The organism is Leucogemmata humicola, assembly GCF_055379415.1.
The window spans coordinates 2,292,338-2,309,303 of record NZ_AP040875.1 but is presented as its reverse complement, the minus strand read 5'-3'; the positions used below and the strand labels follow the sequence as shown (position 1 = coordinate 2,309,303).

Genomic DNA, 16,966 nt, shown 5'->3' with positions numbered 1-16,966 from the left:
GGCCCTACTGCGGCAGGGCCAACCCTTCCTGCGCCCGCGCCCGAATCGCCTCGGCGTTGCGCTTCCGCGCGTCGATGACGGATTCCGGCGTGAACTTGTCCACCCACTCGCTGAGCTTCCATCCGAGCGAGGCCGGTCCGCGAAAGGCGTCCTGATAACCGAGCGTATACCCGACGATGATGGCGAGGAGCGGCACGAGGAAGCGACGAAGGCGCGAGTGTGCGTAGTCTCCGTACGGTTCGAGCGCGCGCGCGAATCTCTTGAGGAATTCCATTAGATGGCTCTACTGCTCATCCGAAAGTGTAGAATTGGTGGCTACAAATTCGTGGACGAGCTATAGGCGCGCGCGGTTACATTAGACAGTTCTAATCTCTCTAGCGACCTGAACGGTTGCTAGTTCGATGCCGTTTGTCGCCGAGACGTTACTTCCGGAGCCGGTCTGTATTGACGATCGTGCCGCGACACATCGCCGAGCCACATCGACAGGCTTGAAACAGCAGATCCTTCTCTGTGTATGCCGGATCGTCGTCGTACATATAGTCGTACGCAAGCTCGGTCCCTGCGGGAATGTCCTTGATCGCTTCGATCCAGATGCGACTGCCTCGCATCGTCGTTTCGCAATTCGGCTCGCATGAGTGATTGACGAAGCGCGCCTCGTTCCCATTGTACGCCGCGTCGATACACGTTCGGCTCGACAGAATGAAGATGAACGTATGATGCTTATCCGACGACTCATCGCCGTATCGCCGTTCGAGAAGCGCGTTGGAGATTCGCTGGCCCGCATACTCGATCACACGCGTGCCCTTGGGAATGTCCCTCGCCGCGAATGCCCCGAGTCCGTCGATTGGAGAGCCGCGGAGTTCCATCCACTGATTCACAGGGCCAGGCCTCCCCGCGGGAGAGCGCCTGGCCCGAGGGACTGGCGACGACTTCCGCGCGACCTGCTCGGACTTCTTGCGAACTGATTTCTTCGTCACGTGTTTGCGCTGAGTCGCCATGTCGATAGGGGAGCGAGGGCCGCGAGAACAGCAGACTCCAATCTAGATCGGAGGCGGTTGCGTTGGCGTGCGGTAAACCTATTTCAGAAACGCCACCGCTACGAGTCTGCGCGCAGCGCCTCTACCGGATCGATCGAGCCCGCTCGGCGTGATGGACCAAGCGTCGCGATGACGCATGCGACGAGCACGAGCCCGATCCCGATGAGATATCCAATAGGATCGTACGTGTCGAGACCCGGAATGAAGCTGGCGAAGAGGCGCGACACCCCGAGCGCTAGTGCGACGCCGACCGTCAATCCGAGCGCCGCCAGACGCATCGCATCCCGGAGCACGAGGGCGATGAGCGTTTGCTTTGCGGCACCGAGTGCGAGCCGAATTCCGAATTCGCGGCGGCGCTGTACGACGAGGTACGACACGACTCCGTAGACGCCGATCAGCGTCAGAACCAAGGCAATGACACCCAGCGCCGACGCAACCCAATACATCGCGCGAAATGGATATCCCTGAAGGGCGGCTGCGTCGTCGAGCGTATGGATCTGGACCACGGCCGCGGAATCTACGGTCGCAAGCATTCGATCGAGCGTTACCTTCGCAGCCGCCGCGTCACCAGACACGCGAACCACGAGGTGGGCCGTACTCGAGTCGAGTGGCTCGGGGAAGAACACCACCGGGGTGCTTCTGTCCTGCCCTACCCATCCGACAACCGCGTCTCGCGCAACGCCGATCACGCGCGCGTTGCGATACGATTCGAGGGCGCGCGCTTCCGGATCCGTCGGCGGAATCGTCAGCGCTTCACCAATGGGGTCGCGCCCGGGCCAGAGACGAGCTGCCGCCGATTGGCTGATGACCGCCACTGGAGCGCGACCTCTCGCTTCGTCTGCGGTGAAGCCTCTGCCGCGAACGATCGGCAGATCGAGCAGCGAGAACCAGCTGTCGGATACCGAAAGCACATTCGTCCGCGAGATCGACATAGTTCCGGCCGTGACGGAGACCTTGCGACAGCATGCATCGAGTACCGTGGCGCTCGCGCCGGCCAGTTCGCGGACCAGCGGCTCATTGCGCAGAGCGTCGAGGCCGCGCTGTCGAAACGAAGGGAGCAAGTCGAGCTGGATGACGCCAGTCGTTCGAATGCCCGGGTCGAGGCGCGCTACGTTGCGCGCGGCTGACAGAAGTAGACCGGCGCACACGAGTAAGAGAACACTCATCGCCACTTGAGCGATGACAAGGCCGTTGCGCAATTTGGACGGACGGAACGGCGTATCGAAGTCCCCGCGCGACGCGTGCACGATGTTCGGCCGGGTCGCCTGGATGGCTGGCACGAGACCAAAGCCAACGGCGGCCGCGAGGACCGTTAGCATCGCAAAGGCGACGACGCGGACGTCGACGTCGAGCGGAATCAGGTGCACGAACGCCGCGGCATCCGCGGGCATGGTGGCGAACAGCACCTTCACCGCGCCCCAGAGCGTGAATCGCGACAGCAGCAATCCAGCGACGCCCGCGGGCACAGCCAGCAGCAACGCCTCAGCCAGCAACTGTCGGACGATTCTGGCTCGGCCGGCACCCAACGCCAAGCGAATCCCAATCTCGCGCTGCCGAGCCATGCCACGCGCCAACATTACGTTGGCGACGTTCGCGCACGGAATGAGCATCACGAGAAGAAACGCCGCGATGACCGGAGCGAAGATTCCCGTTGTCTCCGAGCTCGGTGGAATGGACGTCGCTTTCGACATCAGCCAAACGCCTTGCGCACGGTCCGGCTCCGCACGCTCCGCGGTCTCTGCGCGCAGCCATTCGCGGAGCCAGGTTTTTGCTCGCGCCTCAGTGACCCCCGGCGCCAATCGCGCAACGATGCCGACGCCTTCAGTATCGCGTCGCTGAAACAGAGTTGGCGCGAGCCCGACTGCTGGAGCCATCGTGATCGGCAGCCAGAAGTTGTACGGCGAATCCGTCAGACCTCCAAACCCCTTTCGCGCAACGCCAACGATCTCGAGCGACACGCCATTCACACTCGTGCGCTTACCGATGATCGACGAATCGCCGCCAAACATGTCCAACCAAGTCTGGTGACTGAGCACCATCACGGCATTCGCTCTGTCGCGCTCCGCATCAGCCGGAACGAGCGTTCGGCCCAGCGCCGGCGTCACACCGAGCATGTCGAAGTAGTTCCCGCTGACGAGTTGCGCGCCAGTCGTCCGACCACGGACGCGCGGAGAAATCCTGTTGTACGCGTGTACCTCGGCGAATACCTCTTTCGCCGCCGAGAGCCGCTGGAATTGGTTCCACGTGAAACGGTGTCCGCTGCCATTTGCGGACGCCCACTGCAAATCATACAGAGAATACGGATCGCGGACAGCGATTGGCCGCAGGACATACGCGTTGAAGAACGTGAACGCCGAGCACAGAAGGCCGAGGCCGAGACCGATCGTCACGACGACGGTGAGCACGAACGTCGGCGCGCGGCGGAACGTCCGCAGCGCATAGACGATGTCCTGTCGGAATTCTTCGAATGCCCGCCAGCGCGACGCGTCGCGTGCCTGTTCCGTCGCCACCGACACATTTCCGAATGCGCGGCGCGCAGCATCACGAGCCTCTGTTGCGGACATGCCGTTCGCGACGTTTCGATCGATCTCGCGCTCGAGGTGATAGCGAATCTCTTCGTCGAGCTCTGCATCCGTCGCTTCGCGACGGACCAGCGCGCCGAGGCGCGTCAACATCTTGGACAACATCGGCACTCAGTCAGTCTGAAGAATCAACGTCAGGGCGCGTTGGAATCGCTCCCAGTCGCGTCGCTCCGCGTCGAGCTGCGTCGCGCCAGATGATGTGAGATCGTAGAAACGCGCGCGCCGATTGTTCTCGGACATTCCCCAACGGCCCTTGATCCATCCGTGCGCCTCGAGACGACGGAGCGCGGGATAGAGGGATCCGTAGTTGACGTCGAGCGTTCCCTTGGAGACGACCTGAATGGATTGCGTCAGGTCCCAGCCGTTCGCCGGACCGGCGCGCAGCATCTTGAGCACGATCAAGTCGAGGGTTCCCTGCAACAGATCCGTTTTCCGCTCGGCCATCGGCTCCTCTAGATCGGCAATAGGAGCCAGTCTACGGGCGGTCCTCTAGATTGTCAATAGGAACACAGGCGACTAGAGGAGCGGAGGATACGCGCCTTCGAGGCTGAGCAAATGCGCCTTGGCCGGCAGCCCGCCGCCGAAACCTGTCAGCTTCCCCGTCGAGCCGATCACGCGGTGACAGGGCACGATGATCGAGATCGGATTTCGTCCGTTGGCCGCGCCGACGGCACGAACAGCATCCGCATGTCCGATCTGCGTTGCGATCTGCCCGTAGGAGCGAGTTTCGCCGAAGGGAATGGTGAGCAGCGCGTTCCAGACTTTGCGCTGAAATTCCGTCCCGACCAAATCCAATGGCACGTCGAAGCGCGTGCGCGCGCCGGAGAAGTATTCCTCGAGCTGCCGCGCCGTATCGACGAGCACGGGATGGTCTGGCTGCGTGTTCACCAGATCCAGCGGAATCCCGTGCGGTCGGTCGTTGTCCCACAGAATCGCCGTCAGCGCGTCGCCAGCCGCGACAAGCGTAAGCTTGCCGACTGGCGAGTCGACGACTGTCGCGAAATACTCTTTGGTTGTGCTCAGAGCGGCGTGCTTCATACCAGGTCGCGAAAGGTCGGGATGCGGGCCGTTGGCAGTGGACGACCTGAAAGGTAAGGGCCGGCACCACTTGACGCCCACGACCGGTGAATTAGTGTACTAGCTAACTAGCCCACTATACGACGGCATGCCTCTCATCGCGATCGACGTCTCAGACCCACGCCCCATCTACGTCCAGATCGTGGACGAGGTGCGGCGTGCCGTCGTCGTCGGAACGCTCAAACCGGACGAGCCGATACCATCGGTTCGCCAGTTGGCCGGCGAGCTAGGGGTGAATCCCAACACGGTCAAGCAAGCTTATCAGGAGCTCGAACGACTCGGCGTTACGTACGTCGAGCGCGGCAACGGAACGTACGTCGCCGGTGGCCGCGCCCTGCGTGAGGACCGAGCGTCGCTCGCAGCCGGCGTCGCTGAGCGAGCATTGCGCGACGCAACGAGAAATGGCCTGACCGCAGATGAATTGATCGACGCACTCGAGCGCACCGCGAAACGAAACGCACGTGGGAGAAAGTCATGAGCTTACTGCCGACGTTCATCGATGGTCCGACGGCAATTCGTGCGACCGGAATCTGCAAGCGCTACCGCAAGCGCGTGGCGCTCGACGGCCTCGACCTCGCCGTGCCAGACGGCTCCATCTACCTACTCGCCGGCCCGAATGGCGCGGGAAAGAGCACTGCGATTCGCCACATCCTGCATCTCGAGGAGCCCGACGCGGGCGCGATCATGGTGCTGGGGCATGATGTTCGACGTGACGCTGTCCGAGCACGCGCCGAGATTGGATACCTCTCGGATGGCGATATCACCCCGTACGGCTGGCTCAGAGTCGGCGCATTGATTGCGCACCACGCACAATACTTCCCGACGTGGGATGCACAGTACGCCGCGCAGTTGATACACGAACTGCAAATCGACCTCACACCACGCGTGCGCACCCTGTCGCGCGGACAGGCTCGACGCATCGCGTTCGTGTTGGCACTCGCTCACCGTCCTGCGTTACTCCTGCTCGACGAGCCGACGGACGGACTCGACCCGGTCGTACGAGAGCGCGCACTTCATCTGCTCGCCGAGCACGCGGCAGAATCGCCAACGACAATGTTGATCTCGACGCATCTCGTGCACGAGGTCGAGCGTCTCGCCGATTGCGTCGGGATCATCAAAGCCGGACGCCTGATTGGACAGATGCCGCGTGACCATCTGCGCAGAACGCTCAACAGGTATCGCTTCGACGCGCCAGACTCGTGGCAGATTCCTGAGCACACCTCGGTCGCGGTCGTAGATCGAGCGGGATCGGGAACCGAGAAGGAATGGACGATTTGGGGCGAACCTGAATCCATCCGACAGATGCTCGATACACCCGGCGTCGATCTTCGATCAGTTGCACCGCTCACGCTCGCCGACGCCGTGGTTGCACTCCTGTCCACCGAGGTGGCCGCATGACATCAATCGCACTCGGCACGCCGCCCCGTACAACTCCGTCGTGGCTACGGCTGGTTGCCATTCAGTTCAAGCTGATTGCGCGCAGCGGGCGTTGGGTTGAGCTCATTGGTGGCACCGCCGCGCTATACGTGCTCGCGCTCTTCGGTCCAGCGTGGGGGGACGGCGGCGGGAGTGGGAGATCGTGGGCACAGTGGGCTCTCTACTGCCTGCTGCTCGTCGCCATCTGGCCTTCCCTGCTCTGGCGCGGCGAGGCGCTTGGACGACGATACTATCACTGGTCACTACCGGTGGCGCGCGGCACCCACGATCTCGCGCGCATCGCGGCGGGCGGACTCTGGCTGATGGTTGTCGTCGGAATGCTGCTCGTCGGCGACTACGTCTCCGTTTGGCCGCTCGGCATGATGGCCCATGCAGAATCGTTCGCCGACGTCGCCGCATACGCTGTTGGACTCCTGACGCTCTACTGCGTCGCCTCCGTCGTCACGCTCGTCTCCGCACATCCCGCCCGCTGGTTCTTCGGCTGCCTCACTGTATACGCGCTCGTGTGGGCGCCGATGTCGGTCGCTTCCGCACCGAAGTGGCTGTTCCGAGCATGGGGTGCGCCGATCGTCGGGCGCTACGGTTTGTTCTGGGCAACGCTCGGCGCCGGATCGAGCGGTGACAAGCACGAGGACGCGACCGCCAATTCGATCACCACCTGGGGTGGCGACACCTACGTCGTGACCGTCACGACCAGCGACTCGGCGTCGAAGACGCCGGCGACGGTCGAGCAACTCGAGTTCCCGGCACCTCACTGGAGGTGGGCGGCGTCCGTCGTATGGCTCGTCGGATCGATCGGGGCGATGCTATTTATCTCGGCGCGTCGGCGGGAGCGATGACTTCCTCGAACCAATCGAAGCGATACGCCATCGCCGGCCCTTTCTCTCCCTCGTAGGCAAGTTGCCCGACGAGTAGCGCGAACGGCTCCGTGTATCGGGCAATGCGCAGCGGACCAACGTCCAGCGGCTCGAAACCGGCATCGCTGATGAGACGAACGGCCGCGACTTTCGCGTCCGCATTGTCACCACAATACACCGCGCTGGGCCGCAACTCGGCGCTAGCGCGTTCGAAGACACTGAACAGCACCTCGCTGGGAAGTGTGTTGAACGCCGAGACGACGTGCGCGTTAGGAACCTTCTTCGCCAGTTCCTCCGCGCCCGAAGAGGTTCGACCGATGATCAGCTCTGTGTTCGCATCGTTCATCGGGAGCGAACAGCTCACGATGACCTTTCCGGTCAGGTCGCCCGCCTGCGTCAGCACGTCGTCGATGCGCGACCAGTGCACAGCGAGCAGTATGACGTCTGCGTCTTGCGCAGCCTCGGCCACAGTGCCCGCACGAGCAGCACCACCCGCCTCGCGCGCCAGGCGCTCGAGCTTCTCCCTATCGCGCGCATAGCTGAACACGACATCGCGGCCAGTCCGGGCGAAGATTGTTCCGAGTTTGCCACCCATCAGCCCTGACCCAATGATTCCGACTTTCACAGTAGTTCTCCGTTGTTGCTTTGGAGGATCGCGATCCAGCCTCGCGGCATCAGCGATCCACCGTCGCCATCTGCTTCGCACTGTATCGCGGGCCAGCCACCTTCTCGGGCGACAGCGTCGCGTCGAGTGTCACCACCTCATCGGCAGTGAGCGATAGGTCCGCTGCGCCGACATTCTCCTCGAGATAGCGTCGGCGCTTCGTGCCTGGGATCGGCACGATGTCCGGGCCTTTGTGCAGCAGCCACGCCAGCGCAATCTGTCCGGGCGCCGCATGCTTTCGCTCGGCGATTTCGCGCACAGCGGACGCGGCTCGCATGTTGGCGTCGAAGTTTTCGCCCTGATACCGTGGATCGTTGCGACGGAAGTCGCCCTCCGGATATTCCTCGGCGCGCATCACTTCGCCTGTCAGAAATCCGCGGCCGAGCGGCGCAAACGGGACGAGGCCAATCCCGAGCTCACGGAGCAGCGGGATGATGTGCGGCTCGAGGTTTCGCTCCCACAGAGAATACTCACTCTGCAGCGCCGAGATCGGATGCACGGCGTGCGCGCGACGAATCGTCTTTTCGCCCGCCTCGGAGAGACCGAGAAAACGCACCTTCCCTTCGCTCACGAGATCGGCCATCGCACCAACGACGTCCTCGATCGGGACGGTGGGATCGACGCGGTGCTGATAGAGCAAATCGATATGATCAGTCTGCAGTCGGCGCAGCGAACCTTCGACCGCTTCGCGTACGTGCGACGGTCGGCTGTCCAGGCCAGCGATGCCCTTCTCGTCGAACTTGAAGCCGAATTTGGTGGCGATGATGACGCTGTCGCGCGCAGCCTTGAGCTGCTTCAGCGCTCGACCGAACAGCTCTTCATTCGCATACGGACCGTATGCTTCGGCCGTGTCGAAGAACGTCACTCCGAGTTCGAGTGCGCGTTGGATCGTGGCGATCGACTCGCCTTCGTCACGCTGCTCCGGGGTGCCATACGAGTGGCTCATTCCCATCAGTCCGAGACCGAGCGACGAAACAGTAAGGCCCTGCGTTCCAAGCTTTCGTGTGGTCAACATAGTTGGTCCGTGTGTTGGATTGCCGTGACGCGTACTGTTCGTCGCTAACCTTTTCCATCCAATCGACCGCCTTGCCGTCGAGCGCTTCCTGAACGGCGATATGCGTCATCGCTGTTGCCGGCGACGCGCCATGCCAGTGTCTTTCACCGGGCGCGAACCAGATCACGTCTCCCGGGCGAATCTCCTCGATCGCACCACCTTCGCGCTGAGCGAGGCCGGAGCCCGACGTGACAATGAGCGTTTGCCCGGCCCTTCGTCGATGGCTGTGAGCCGGCACGCTTGATGTCCATGATCGTTGTCGCTCGTTAGAGAACTGGAACGCTGAGTACTCTTCGCACCGTGTGAATTTCGCTCTTCGACTGTCGCTCATGTAATGAAGCCCCCTTTGGTCGGCCGATCTACTTGACGAAGGCTCAGGAGCCGTTAAGTGTTACTCCACAGTGCCGTCCGCCGGGCGCTGGGGGACGTCCAGGCTGCAGCAGCAGCGCAACCGTCGGCGAACTCAGCTGGTCTCACCTCGAGGAACGCCGATGATCGAAGGTGCGCATGCCGCGCTTGCTGGCTGGGAAAGCTTCTATGTGATCGTAGGATCATCGGGCGCTGCACTCATCGGGCTGCAGTTCGTCGTGATCGCGCTGATCAAGGACACGCGAGCCGCGACGAACACGGGAACGATCAGCGCGTTCGGAACGCCGACGGTCGCGCACCTCTCAGGCGCGTTGCTCGTTTCGGCGATCATGAGTTCCCCGTGGCCATCGCTCTTCGCGGTCGCGGTAGCGATAGGAGTTTCTGGAATCGGCGGAGCCCTGTACACCGCGAGCGTGATCTACCGAGCGCGGCGTCAAACCGACTACGCTCCCGTCTGGGAGGATTGGCTGTGGCATTCCATCCTGCCATTCAGCGCCTACGCCGTATTGGCAATCGCCGCGCTGCTGCTACTGGCCGATACGCAGCACGCGCTGTTCGGAGTCGCCGCCGCGGCGTTGGGTCTCTTGTTCATCGCAATTCATAACGCGTGGGATACCGTGGTGTATCTCGTCGCCGGCCAAAAGGCGGAGGCACCCGCGGCTGAGGCCCCGAAGCCAGTGCAGACGAAGGCGAAGAGAAAACCCAATGCCCGAGCGGGTCGATAGGGTCGATCGTCAACCGTTCTTCCTGACGACCCACGTCCCCATGGAACGCTGATCGTGCACGACGGTACTCTTCATCGGATCGATGAGCGAGCCGCCAAGTTCACTGGTGACGGCGATCAACCGTTCGTGGTCGACGACATATCGTGTTTGGCCATCCGGAATGACGTACCGGCCTCCGCCCAGTGGCTTCAGCTTCGGCTGACACACCGTCGTGGCGAGTCGCGCGAACAACACTCCTCCCGGCGCTAACACGCGCCACATTTCGCGGACCATGGCCAGCCAGTGAGCATCGTCGCGAGCAAAATGGAGAACTGCGCTCGAGATCACCGCGTTCATCGACGCGTCGGCGAACGAAAGTGCGTCGACATGCTCGACGCGGAAATTCTCGGCGGCGATTTTGGGCGCAATTGCGGCGGCTACCGCTCGCACATGAGCGACCGCCTGCGGACTCTCGTCGACCGCGTACACATCGAAGCCGGCGCGCAGGAGGAAAATGAGGTTGCGCCCCCCGCCACATCCGGCATCGAGAACCTTCATGCCCTCGACGATCCGACCACGTAGCAACTGATCGAACAGGTAGACGTCGATCTCTCCAAATTGGTCTTGCAGCCTTTCCGCTATGGATCCGCTCACTTCGACTCCACTGGGCGAGGGCGGACAATCATACGCAGCAGAAGAAGGCGGCGAAAGCTGGCCTACTCGTGTTAGATATTCGATGTACCGCACTGGGCATATCGTCCTGACTCTTCGCACCGGCCATGCTTCTTCTCCTGCTTTCGTACTTCGGCGGCGTCCTCACGATCCTCAGCCCGTGCATTCTCCCAGTGCTGCCGTTCGTGTTCGCGCGCGCCGAACAGCCGTTCGTGAAGAGTCACCTTCCGATGCTCGTCGGGATGGCGACAACATTCGCCGCAGTCGCAACGCTCGCCGCACTCGGTGGCGGATGGGCCGTGCACGCCAATCAGTACGGACGCATCACGGCGATGGTACTGCTGACGATCTTCGGCATCACGTTGCTCTTCCCGTCGATCGCCGAGCGACTCACGCGACCGTTGGTTGGATTCGGCAATCGCCTTTCGCAAACATCGGATCGAGAGCGTGGGTCGGGTGCCGTGGTCGCTTCGTCTTTCCTTCTGGGGATCGCGGTCGGAATGCTCTGGGCGCCGTGCGCCGGACCAATCCTCGGCCTCGTCCTTACCGGCGCGGCAATTCAGGGGGCGAGTGCCAACACCACGTTCCTCCTGCTCGCCTACGCGCTCGGCGCAACGACGTCCCTTGCCGTCGCGCTGCTCGCCGGTGGACGCGTCTTCGCCGCGATGAAGCGTTCGCTCGGCGCCGGCGAATGGATCCGCCGCGGTCTCGGCGTCGCCGTGCTTCTCGGTGTAGTCGCTATTGCGACGGGACTCGATACCGGACTCCTCACGAAGCTGTCGCTCGGCGGCACGACGGGGTTCGAGGAAGCGCTGCTGCGCCGTGCGCGCCCTGCAGACACCACGAAAACGTACTCAGTCGCCGGAAGCACGATTCCCGTCGAAGGGCAGATGCCGTCGCTTGCCGGCGCGAATGCGTGGATCAACTCGCCGCCGCTCACCACCGAAGGCTTACGCGGCAAGGTGGTTGTCGTCGACTTCTGGACGTACTCGTGCATCAACTGCCTGCGCGCCCTGCCCTACGTGCAGGCGTGGTACGACAAGTACAAGGACCACGGGCTCGTGGTCATCGGCGTCCACTCGCCCGAGTTTGCATTCGAGAAGAGCGTGGACAACGTGCGCCGCGCCGTCCAAGACCTCGGCATCACGTATCCAGTCGCGGTCGACAGCACGCTCGCGGTATGGCGTGCGTTCAACAATCAATTCTGGCCTGCGCACTTCTTTATCGATGCCCAGGGTCGCATTCGCCACCATCACTTCGGCGAAGGCAAGTACGATACGGCGGAGAGAATCATTCAGAGTCTGCTCATGGAGGCCGGCAATCGCGATGTCCCAGGCGGATTGGTCACTCCGAATGCGCGCGGCGCCATGGCGGCCTCGAATCGACGGGACGTCCAGTCGCCCGAGACGTATGTGGGATATGCGCGCGGCGACCGATTTGCGTCGGGCCCGTTTGTGAAGGACGCGTCTCACGTCTATACGCTGCCCACCAGCTTGCAGCTGAATCAGTGGGGGTTGAGCGGCGACTGGTCAATCGGCCGCGAAGACGCCGCGCTGAACGCCGCGCCGGGTCGCATCGCGTTCCGATTCCACGCGCGCGACGTACACCTCGTTCTCGGACCGATCGCGGGCCAACCGCAGGTACGCTTTCGCGTAACGATCGACGGCGTTGCGCCGGGGAACGCTCACGGCGCGGACACGAATGATCGCGGCGAAGGCGTTGTGACAGAGCAACGGCTCTATCAACTCATTCGCCAATCGGGCGATCTATCCGATCACACGTTCGAGATCGAGTTTCTCGATCCCGGCGTTCGAGCGTTCGCCTTCACCTTCGGCTGAGTCATGAGATGAGCTGTTGGCCGCCGTCGATATCGTACGTTGCGCCGGTGAGTGCAGTGTTGCTCATGATGTGAACGGCCAGCGCAGCGACATCGGCCGGCCCAACAACGCGTCGAATGGGGAGCTTCGTCCGGAGTTCCTCGCGTCGCTTATCGAGATTGTCGCCCAGCAGTGACGCCGAAAGCGACGTTTCCACGAAGCCGGCGGCGATCAGGTTGACCCGGATCGGTGCGAGGTCGAGCGCCAGATTGGCAATGAGAGCCGGCAGCGCGACAGTGACCGTCGAGGCAATCGCGAGTCCGGGCCGCGGATGACGTGCGCCGGTGCCGCCCATAAAAATCAGGGAGCCAGGCGGCATGACCTTGTCCGCGGCACCGCGTGCGACTTCGAGTGCAAGCATCAAATGCTCGGTGAGCCCCCGACGTACGTCATCGAGCGGCATCTCGAGTGGAGAGTCGTACTTGGGCGCTCCGGCGGTCACCATTACATGGTCGACCGGTGATGAGAGATCCTCAAAGAACGATTCCACCGCTGCCGGGTCGTTCGCATCGAACACCGCGGTGTCACGCGCACCGAGCTCGCGGGCTGCGTACGCGAGCCGCTCAGCATTGCGCCCAGTGAGAATGACGCTGGCTCCCTCGGCGCGGGCTCGTCGGGCCGTTTCGAGCCCGATGCCCGCGCTACCGCCAATGACGACGACCGTCTGGCCGAGCAGTTCTGGTGTGCGCTCGGTGAAGGCGCCGGTGCCAGGAGCCGGCACTATGTGCGCAGTGATCTGAAACCAGCGCGCACTTCCTGTGAGAACAACTCCGGTTGTTCCCAGGCCGCAAAGTGACCGCCTTTGTCGACTCTGTTGTAGTGAATGAGTTTCGGGTAGGCTTGCTGTGCCCAACTGCGCGGAGCTTGATACAGCTCGCCCGGAAAAACGGTCACGGCCACCGGAATTTTGACGCCCTTCGGAGCAAAAAAGCCGAGCTTGTTTTCCCAATAGAAGCGCGACGCGGACGTTGCCGTGTTTGTGACCCAGTAGAGCGTGATGTTGTCGAGTACATCATCTCGAGTGAGTGCGCCCGCTGGATGCCCGTTGACCGTGCGCCCGAACACCGCGGACGTGAACGACGCCGCAGGCTGGGCGTAACCGTCGCCGTGGTCGAGCAACCAAGCCGCAAGGCCTACGGGCGAGTCGACGATTCCATAAAGCGTCTGCGGACGCGTCGCCATTTCGAGCGCGTACGCGACGCCCGTCGCATAGAAGTTCTTTAATTGCTCATAGGCAACCTTCTCGTCTGCCGAAAGGCCAGACGGCGCCGGGTCACCACACTGGAGTGCCTTCGCGATTTCTGTCGGAACCGCCCCCGGCATGCTGTTGTGAACACCAAGCAATCCCGGAGGCGCCTGTGCTGCCATCAGGTCCGTCACCATCGAGCCCCAGTCGCCACCCTGCGCCACGTATTTCGTGTAGCCAAGACGGTTCATCAATACGGCCCAGCTTCGTGCGACGCGCGCAGGATTCCAGCCGACTGCCGTTGGTCTGGCGGAGAATCCGTGGCCAGGCAGCGATGGAATCACCAGATGGAACGCGTCGGACGCACTCGCGCCGTGTGCCGTGGGATTCGTGAGCGGATCGATGATCTTCATCTGCTCGATGATCGATCCCGGCCATCCGTGTGTCACGATGAGCGGCAGCGCCTTCTCATGCTTCGACCGCACGTGAATGAAGTGGATGTCGAGCCCGTCGATCTCGGTGATGAACTGCGGTAGCGCGTTCAGCCGAGCCTCGACCTTTCGCCAGTCGTAGTTCGTTCCCCAGTGCCGCGCGAGTCCCTGCATCATTTCGAGACGTACACCCTGCGTATCATCCGCGACCAATTCGCGATCAGGCCATCTCGTCGCGTTGATGCGCCGGCGCATTTCAGCGAGGTCGGCGTCAGGAATGTTCACGTGAAATGGACGAACCTCAGCGCTTTCACTGCTCGTCTCTACTTCAGTCATGACGTCAGTCATACCATTCGCGCTCCTGAGGATACCGAGAAGGCCCTGCGGACCTGCAGCGACGGTTGCCATTGCAACGCCGCAAAAACGACGGCGATCGAGATCGGGCGTTTTAGACATCCAGCGGCTCCCAGGCTGCAGTACAGCATTTGGGCGATGGCGCCACGCGATTCACTGATCCAGTGGAGTCAATCTTTCAAGCGCGCGATACGCGCCGCATTGGACGATGGTACCCATCGAATCCGCACCGGAAGGAACGAAAAATGGCCTGCCGAAGTCGGCAGGCCATTTGTGCATCGGTCCGTTCAGAATCGTTTATGACTTCGCTTTCTTTGCTTTCGCCTTTCCAGAACTGTTAAGAGCCGCAGCCTGGCGAACGAGTGCCTTGAAGGCGGACTCGTCGACTTCCTCTCCTTCCGGGATGTCGATCGCACGACGCACGTTACCATCGAGACTCGAGTTGAAGAGATGGGCCGGATCCTTCAGCGACGCGCCCTTGGCGAAGGTGAGCTTCACAACCTTCTTGTAAGACTCGCCAGTGCAGATGATGCCGTCGTGCGACCAAACCGGCGTGCCGGGTTTCGTCGCCTTGACCCACTTCCACTCCTCGACGACATCAGGGACTGCTTGCTTGATGAGCTCGCGCATCCGCGCGAGCGTTTCGCCGCGCCAGTCCCCGAGGTCGGCAATTCTCTTCGAGATTTGCGCCGATGCCGATTGATCTTCACTCGCGATCGACTTTTTCATGTCAGCCCTGCCAGCGCTCGAGCGCGACGATCTGAATTCGATTGCCGCACGTGTCGTTGAGCATCGCGATCGTCGAGCCGGTCACCTTGGTCGGCGGCATCGTGAATTCTGCGCCGAGCGGTTTCATGCGGTCGTACTCGCGCTGCACGTCGTCCACGTAGAAAAGAGCGGCCGGCTGATTCTGCTCGAACATGGCCTGCTGATACGCCTGAGCCGCCGGATTGGTATTTGCCGCCAGTTGCAACTGAGCGCCGTCCGGCTCCTCGGGTGAACCAACCGTCAACCACCTGAAGGGTCCGTTAGTGAAGTCCGCCTTCTTCACGAAGCCGAGAACCTCCGTGTAGAAGCGCAGCGCCTTTTCCTGGTCGTTCACATAGATGTTGGTGAGTTTGATCTTCAAGGCGATCTCTCCTATCACGTGGTAGTTGGTGGATTCGCAGCCTCAACGCCGAACTGCTTGGAATACTCGGCGTTCAGCCGTTGCCATTCGAACTTCATCGCATCACCGCCGACGATGCGGCCAATGGGGTGACCGTCCAGGAATCGGTCGAGTACGTCGAAGCAGATGTGCCATCCAGCGGCGCCCATCGCCACGAACTTGCGACCGATGTTGTGCCACAGCGTGAGACGCGTTCCGTTGCCCAGCGGCTCGAGCTCCCACCGCATGTCATTCTCGCCCCAGCTGTACTCGAGCACCTTCGGCGCGTCGGCGCGTTTGACGCGCATTTCCGAGACCTGTGGCGTGCGCGGCCCGATCGTCGACAGCTTCACAGGTCCGGTGGTGTCGAGTCTCCGATCGGCGTCGAATGGCGCCCACTGGCGAAGCTGTTCCGGTTCGGTGAGCGCCTGCCAGACTTTCAATGGCGGGTGACGAAGTTCTCGCACGAGAACGAGCGTCCACCTGTCTCCATCTTTGTGTACGGTAGCGCCGGTTGCTGCGCCCGGCGCATACGCTTCGCGGCTGATCATCGCTTTTTTCGTTTCCGTGGAGGTGCTTTTTCCATTCGATCGAGATGGCGTTCGAGCGCGTCGACGTGCGCAGACCAGAAGCGCCGGAACGGAGCGAGCCACTCCTCGACTTCCATGAGCGGCTCAGGTCTGATACGGTAGACGCGGCGCTGTGCGTCGACTCGTGCCTCGACAAAGCCAGCCTCGCGGAGCACTCGGAGATGCTTGGAGACCGACGGCTGCGGCATCCGCAGCGTGTCTTCGATCTCGCTGACGGACCGCTCCGACGAGGCAAGCAGACTCAGGATGGCGCGACGATTCGGTTCCGAGATAATACCAAAGGTAGATTCCACGCTACGTATATACTCGTGCGCGTATATACCTGTCAAGCCATGCACCGTTTCCCCCCCCAAATGGGTGAGCCCGGCAGCGAACAGGGCGGTTGGAACCAGAGCGTGGTTCAATCCGTAGGGATTGGTGTATGGCCGCCGCAGCGTGGTGGCGCGCGAACGTGACGCCGCAACGCGGATCGGCCTGCCCAACGACTGTGGGAGGTTCAATGCGTATTCTCTGGACGCTCTTCAAAGTGATTCTTGGCCTCGCGATCGCGATCCCGCTCGGAATCGTGGCGTTCGCACTGATGGCGGGCGTCGTCGGGACACTCGTAGGCCTGGCCATCGTCGCGCTCAAACTTGCCTGCGTCGCGTTCGTCGGATACGGTCTGTTGCGCGTAGCGCGCTCTGTATTCGCACCTGCCGCAAAGGCCTCTCCGACGCCGCTGCGTGAGCTTCCCGCCGCCGATCCCTACTATGAGGCAGCGATGCGCGACCTCGACGCCGAGATGGGCGGGCGGTCGCGGTAGCGAATCGATTCGTCGAGCGTCGCCGAAGCACAGAAGCCCGGTTCTCCCGCGAGGGGGATCCGGGCTTCTTCGCGCGTCGCTCGTATCATTCTTGACCCGATCGCGGCCCTGCGACGCGAACGGCGT

At 62.3% G+C, this 16,966-nt stretch carries 20 protein-coding genes and 1 pseudogene; 6 read left to right on the top strand and 15 right to left on the bottom strand.

All coding sequences use genetic code 11. The features are described 5' to 3' along the window. Positions 1 to 4: 4 nt before the first annotated feature. From AC6H4Z_RS09585 to AC6H4Z_RS09565, 5 genes are all read right to left on the bottom strand, one after another. Positions 5 to 274, bottom strand: coding sequence for a hypothetical protein (locus AC6H4Z_RS09585; protein ID WP_497546527.1), 270 nt, complete (start codon positions 272 to 274; stop codon positions 5 to 7). A gap of 148 nt (positions 275 to 422) precedes the next feature. After that, entirely contained in the window at positions 423 to 998 is a 576-nt protein-coding gene (locus AC6H4Z_RS09580; protein ID WP_497546526.1) for an SET domain-containing protein, read from the bottom strand. A 98-nt stretch (positions 999 to 1,096) separates the two neighbouring features. Then, entirely contained in the window at positions 1,097 to 3,724 is a 2,628-nt protein-coding gene (locus AC6H4Z_RS09575) for an ADOP family duplicated permease (protein WP_497546525.1), read from the bottom strand. A 6-nt stretch (positions 3,725 to 3,730) separates the two neighbouring features. Beyond that, the gene (locus AC6H4Z_RS09570; protein WP_497546524.1) at positions 3,731 to 4,063 is read right to left on the bottom strand and encodes a PadR family transcriptional regulator; all 333 of its coding nucleotides are present in this window, start codon (positions 4,061 to 4,063) and stop codon (positions 3,731 to 3,733) included. 72 nt (positions 4,064 to 4,135) lie between these two features. Then, positions 4,136 to 4,657, bottom strand: coding sequence for a methylated-DNA--[protein]-cysteine S-methyltransferase (locus AC6H4Z_RS09565; protein WP_497546523.1), 522 nt, complete (start codon positions 4,655 to 4,657; stop codon positions 4,136 to 4,138). A gap of 127 nt (positions 4,658 to 4,784) precedes the next feature. On the opposite strand from AC6H4Z_RS09565, the gene AC6H4Z_RS09560 reads away from it, so the two are divergent. Genes AC6H4Z_RS09560 through AC6H4Z_RS09550 form a run of 3 tightly spaced genes read left to right on the top strand, consistent with a single transcriptional unit; the run spans position 4,785 to position 6,972 of the window. Next, positions 4,785 to 5,174 carry a GntR family transcriptional regulator gene (locus AC6H4Z_RS09560; RefSeq protein ID WP_497546522.1) on the top strand — a complete coding sequence of 130 codons (390 nt, stop codon included), beginning with the start codon at positions 4,785 to 4,787 and terminating at the stop codon, positions 5,172 to 5,174. Continuing rightward, positions 5,171 to 6,094: an ABC transporter ATP-binding protein gene (locus AC6H4Z_RS09555; protein WP_497546521.1), complete on the top strand. Its 924-nt coding sequence runs from the start codon at positions 5,171 to 5,173 to the stop codon at positions 6,092 to 6,094. The genes AC6H4Z_RS09560 and AC6H4Z_RS09555 overlap by 4 nt, the downstream gene beginning before the upstream one ends. Further along, positions 6,091 to 6,972: a hypothetical protein gene (locus tag AC6H4Z_RS09550; RefSeq protein ID WP_497546520.1), complete on the top strand. Its 882-nt coding sequence runs from the start codon at positions 6,091 to 6,093 to the stop codon at positions 6,970 to 6,972. Before AC6H4Z_RS09555 ends, AC6H4Z_RS09550 begins: the two co-directional genes overlap by 4 nt. Here AC6H4Z_RS09550 and AC6H4Z_RS09545 read toward each other — a convergent pair. The 3 genes and pseudogenes from AC6H4Z_RS09545 to AC6H4Z_RS09535 form a co-directional block, all read right to left on the bottom strand. Continuing rightward, entirely contained in the window at positions 6,944 to 7,696 is a 753-nt protein-coding gene (locus tag AC6H4Z_RS09545) for an NADPH-dependent F420 reductase (protein ID WP_497546519.1), read from the bottom strand. The two genes, AC6H4Z_RS09550 and AC6H4Z_RS09545, sit on opposite strands and share 29 nt — an antisense overlap. Further along, entirely contained in the window at positions 7,665 to 8,669 is a 1,005-nt protein-coding gene (locus AC6H4Z_RS09540) for an aldo/keto reductase (protein ID WP_497546518.1), read from the bottom strand. Before AC6H4Z_RS09540 ends, AC6H4Z_RS09545 begins: the two co-directional genes overlap by 32 nt. 31 nt (positions 8,670 to 8,700) lie before the next feature. After that, positions 8,701 to 8,979: pseudogene (locus tag AC6H4Z_RS09535) on the bottom strand (cupin domain-containing protein); the annotation flags it as partial. Between the two features lie 220 nt (positions 8,980 to 9,199). On the opposite strand from AC6H4Z_RS09535, the gene AC6H4Z_RS09530 reads away from it, so the two are divergent. Next, positions 9,200 to 9,802 (top strand): hypothetical protein, encoded by a 603-nt coding sequence (locus tag AC6H4Z_RS09530; protein WP_497546517.1) that lies wholly within the window; start codon positions 9,200 to 9,202, stop codon positions 9,800 to 9,802. A 9-nt stretch (positions 9,803 to 9,811) separates the two neighbouring features. On the opposite strand, the gene AC6H4Z_RS09525 is transcribed toward AC6H4Z_RS09530, so the two are convergent. Further along, complete coding sequence (locus AC6H4Z_RS09525) at positions 9,812 to 10,435, bottom strand: class I SAM-dependent methyltransferase (RefSeq protein WP_497546516.1); 624 nt, start codon at positions 10,433 to 10,435, stop codon at positions 9,812 to 9,814. A 125-nt stretch (positions 10,436 to 10,560) separates the two neighbouring features. Here AC6H4Z_RS09525 and AC6H4Z_RS09520 point away from each other — a divergent pair, with 125 nt between their 5' ends. Further along, positions 10,561 to 12,291 (top strand): cytochrome c biogenesis protein DipZ, encoded by a 1,731-nt coding sequence (locus AC6H4Z_RS09520; protein ID WP_497546515.1) that lies wholly within the window; start codon positions 10,561 to 10,563, stop codon positions 12,289 to 12,291. A gap of 1 nt (position 12,292) precedes the next feature. Here the strand turns inward: AC6H4Z_RS09520 and AC6H4Z_RS09515 are convergent, their stop codons facing one another. The 6 genes from AC6H4Z_RS09515 to AC6H4Z_RS09490 all read right to left on the bottom strand — a co-directional run bounded on the left by AC6H4Z_RS09515 (position 12,293) and on the right by AC6H4Z_RS09490 (position 16,331). After that, positions 12,293 to 13,051 (bottom strand): SDR family oxidoreductase, encoded by a 759-nt coding sequence (locus tag AC6H4Z_RS09515; protein ID WP_497546514.1) that lies wholly within the window; start codon positions 13,049 to 13,051, stop codon positions 12,293 to 12,295. Further along, positions 13,051 to 14,403, bottom strand: a complete 1,353-nt coding sequence (locus AC6H4Z_RS09510) for an epoxide hydrolase family protein (RefSeq protein WP_497546513.1) — start codon at positions 14,401 to 14,403, stop codon at positions 13,051 to 13,053. The genes AC6H4Z_RS09515 and AC6H4Z_RS09510 overlap by 1 nt, the downstream gene beginning before the upstream one ends. A gap of 195 nt (positions 14,404 to 14,598) precedes the next feature. Next, positions 14,599 to 15,030: a DUF1801 domain-containing protein gene (locus tag AC6H4Z_RS09505; RefSeq protein WP_497546512.1), complete on the bottom strand. Its 432-nt coding sequence runs from the start codon at positions 15,028 to 15,030 to the stop codon at positions 14,599 to 14,601. A gap of 1 nt (position 15,031) precedes the next feature. Then, the gene (locus AC6H4Z_RS09500) at positions 15,032 to 15,430 is read right to left on the bottom strand and encodes a VOC family protein (protein WP_497546511.1); all 399 of its coding nucleotides are present in this window, start codon (positions 15,428 to 15,430) and stop codon (positions 15,032 to 15,034) included. A gap of 14 nt (positions 15,431 to 15,444) precedes the next feature. Beyond that, complete coding sequence (locus tag AC6H4Z_RS09495) at positions 15,445 to 15,999, bottom strand: SRPBCC family protein (protein ID WP_497546510.1); 555 nt, start codon at positions 15,997 to 15,999, stop codon at positions 15,445 to 15,447. Then, complete coding sequence (locus AC6H4Z_RS09490; RefSeq protein ID WP_497546509.1) at positions 15,996 to 16,331, bottom strand: ArsR/SmtB family transcription factor; 336 nt, start codon at positions 16,329 to 16,331, stop codon at positions 15,996 to 15,998. Before AC6H4Z_RS09490 ends, AC6H4Z_RS09495 begins: the two co-directional genes overlap by 4 nt. Positions 16,332 to 16,537: 206 nt before the next feature. On the opposite strand from AC6H4Z_RS09490, the gene AC6H4Z_RS09485 reads away from it, so the two are divergent. Then, the gene (locus tag AC6H4Z_RS09485) at positions 16,538 to 16,840 is read left to right on the top strand and encodes a hypothetical protein (protein WP_497546508.1); all 303 of its coding nucleotides are present in this window, start codon (positions 16,538 to 16,540) and stop codon (positions 16,838 to 16,840) included. Positions 16,841 to 16,966: the final 126 nt, after the last annotated feature.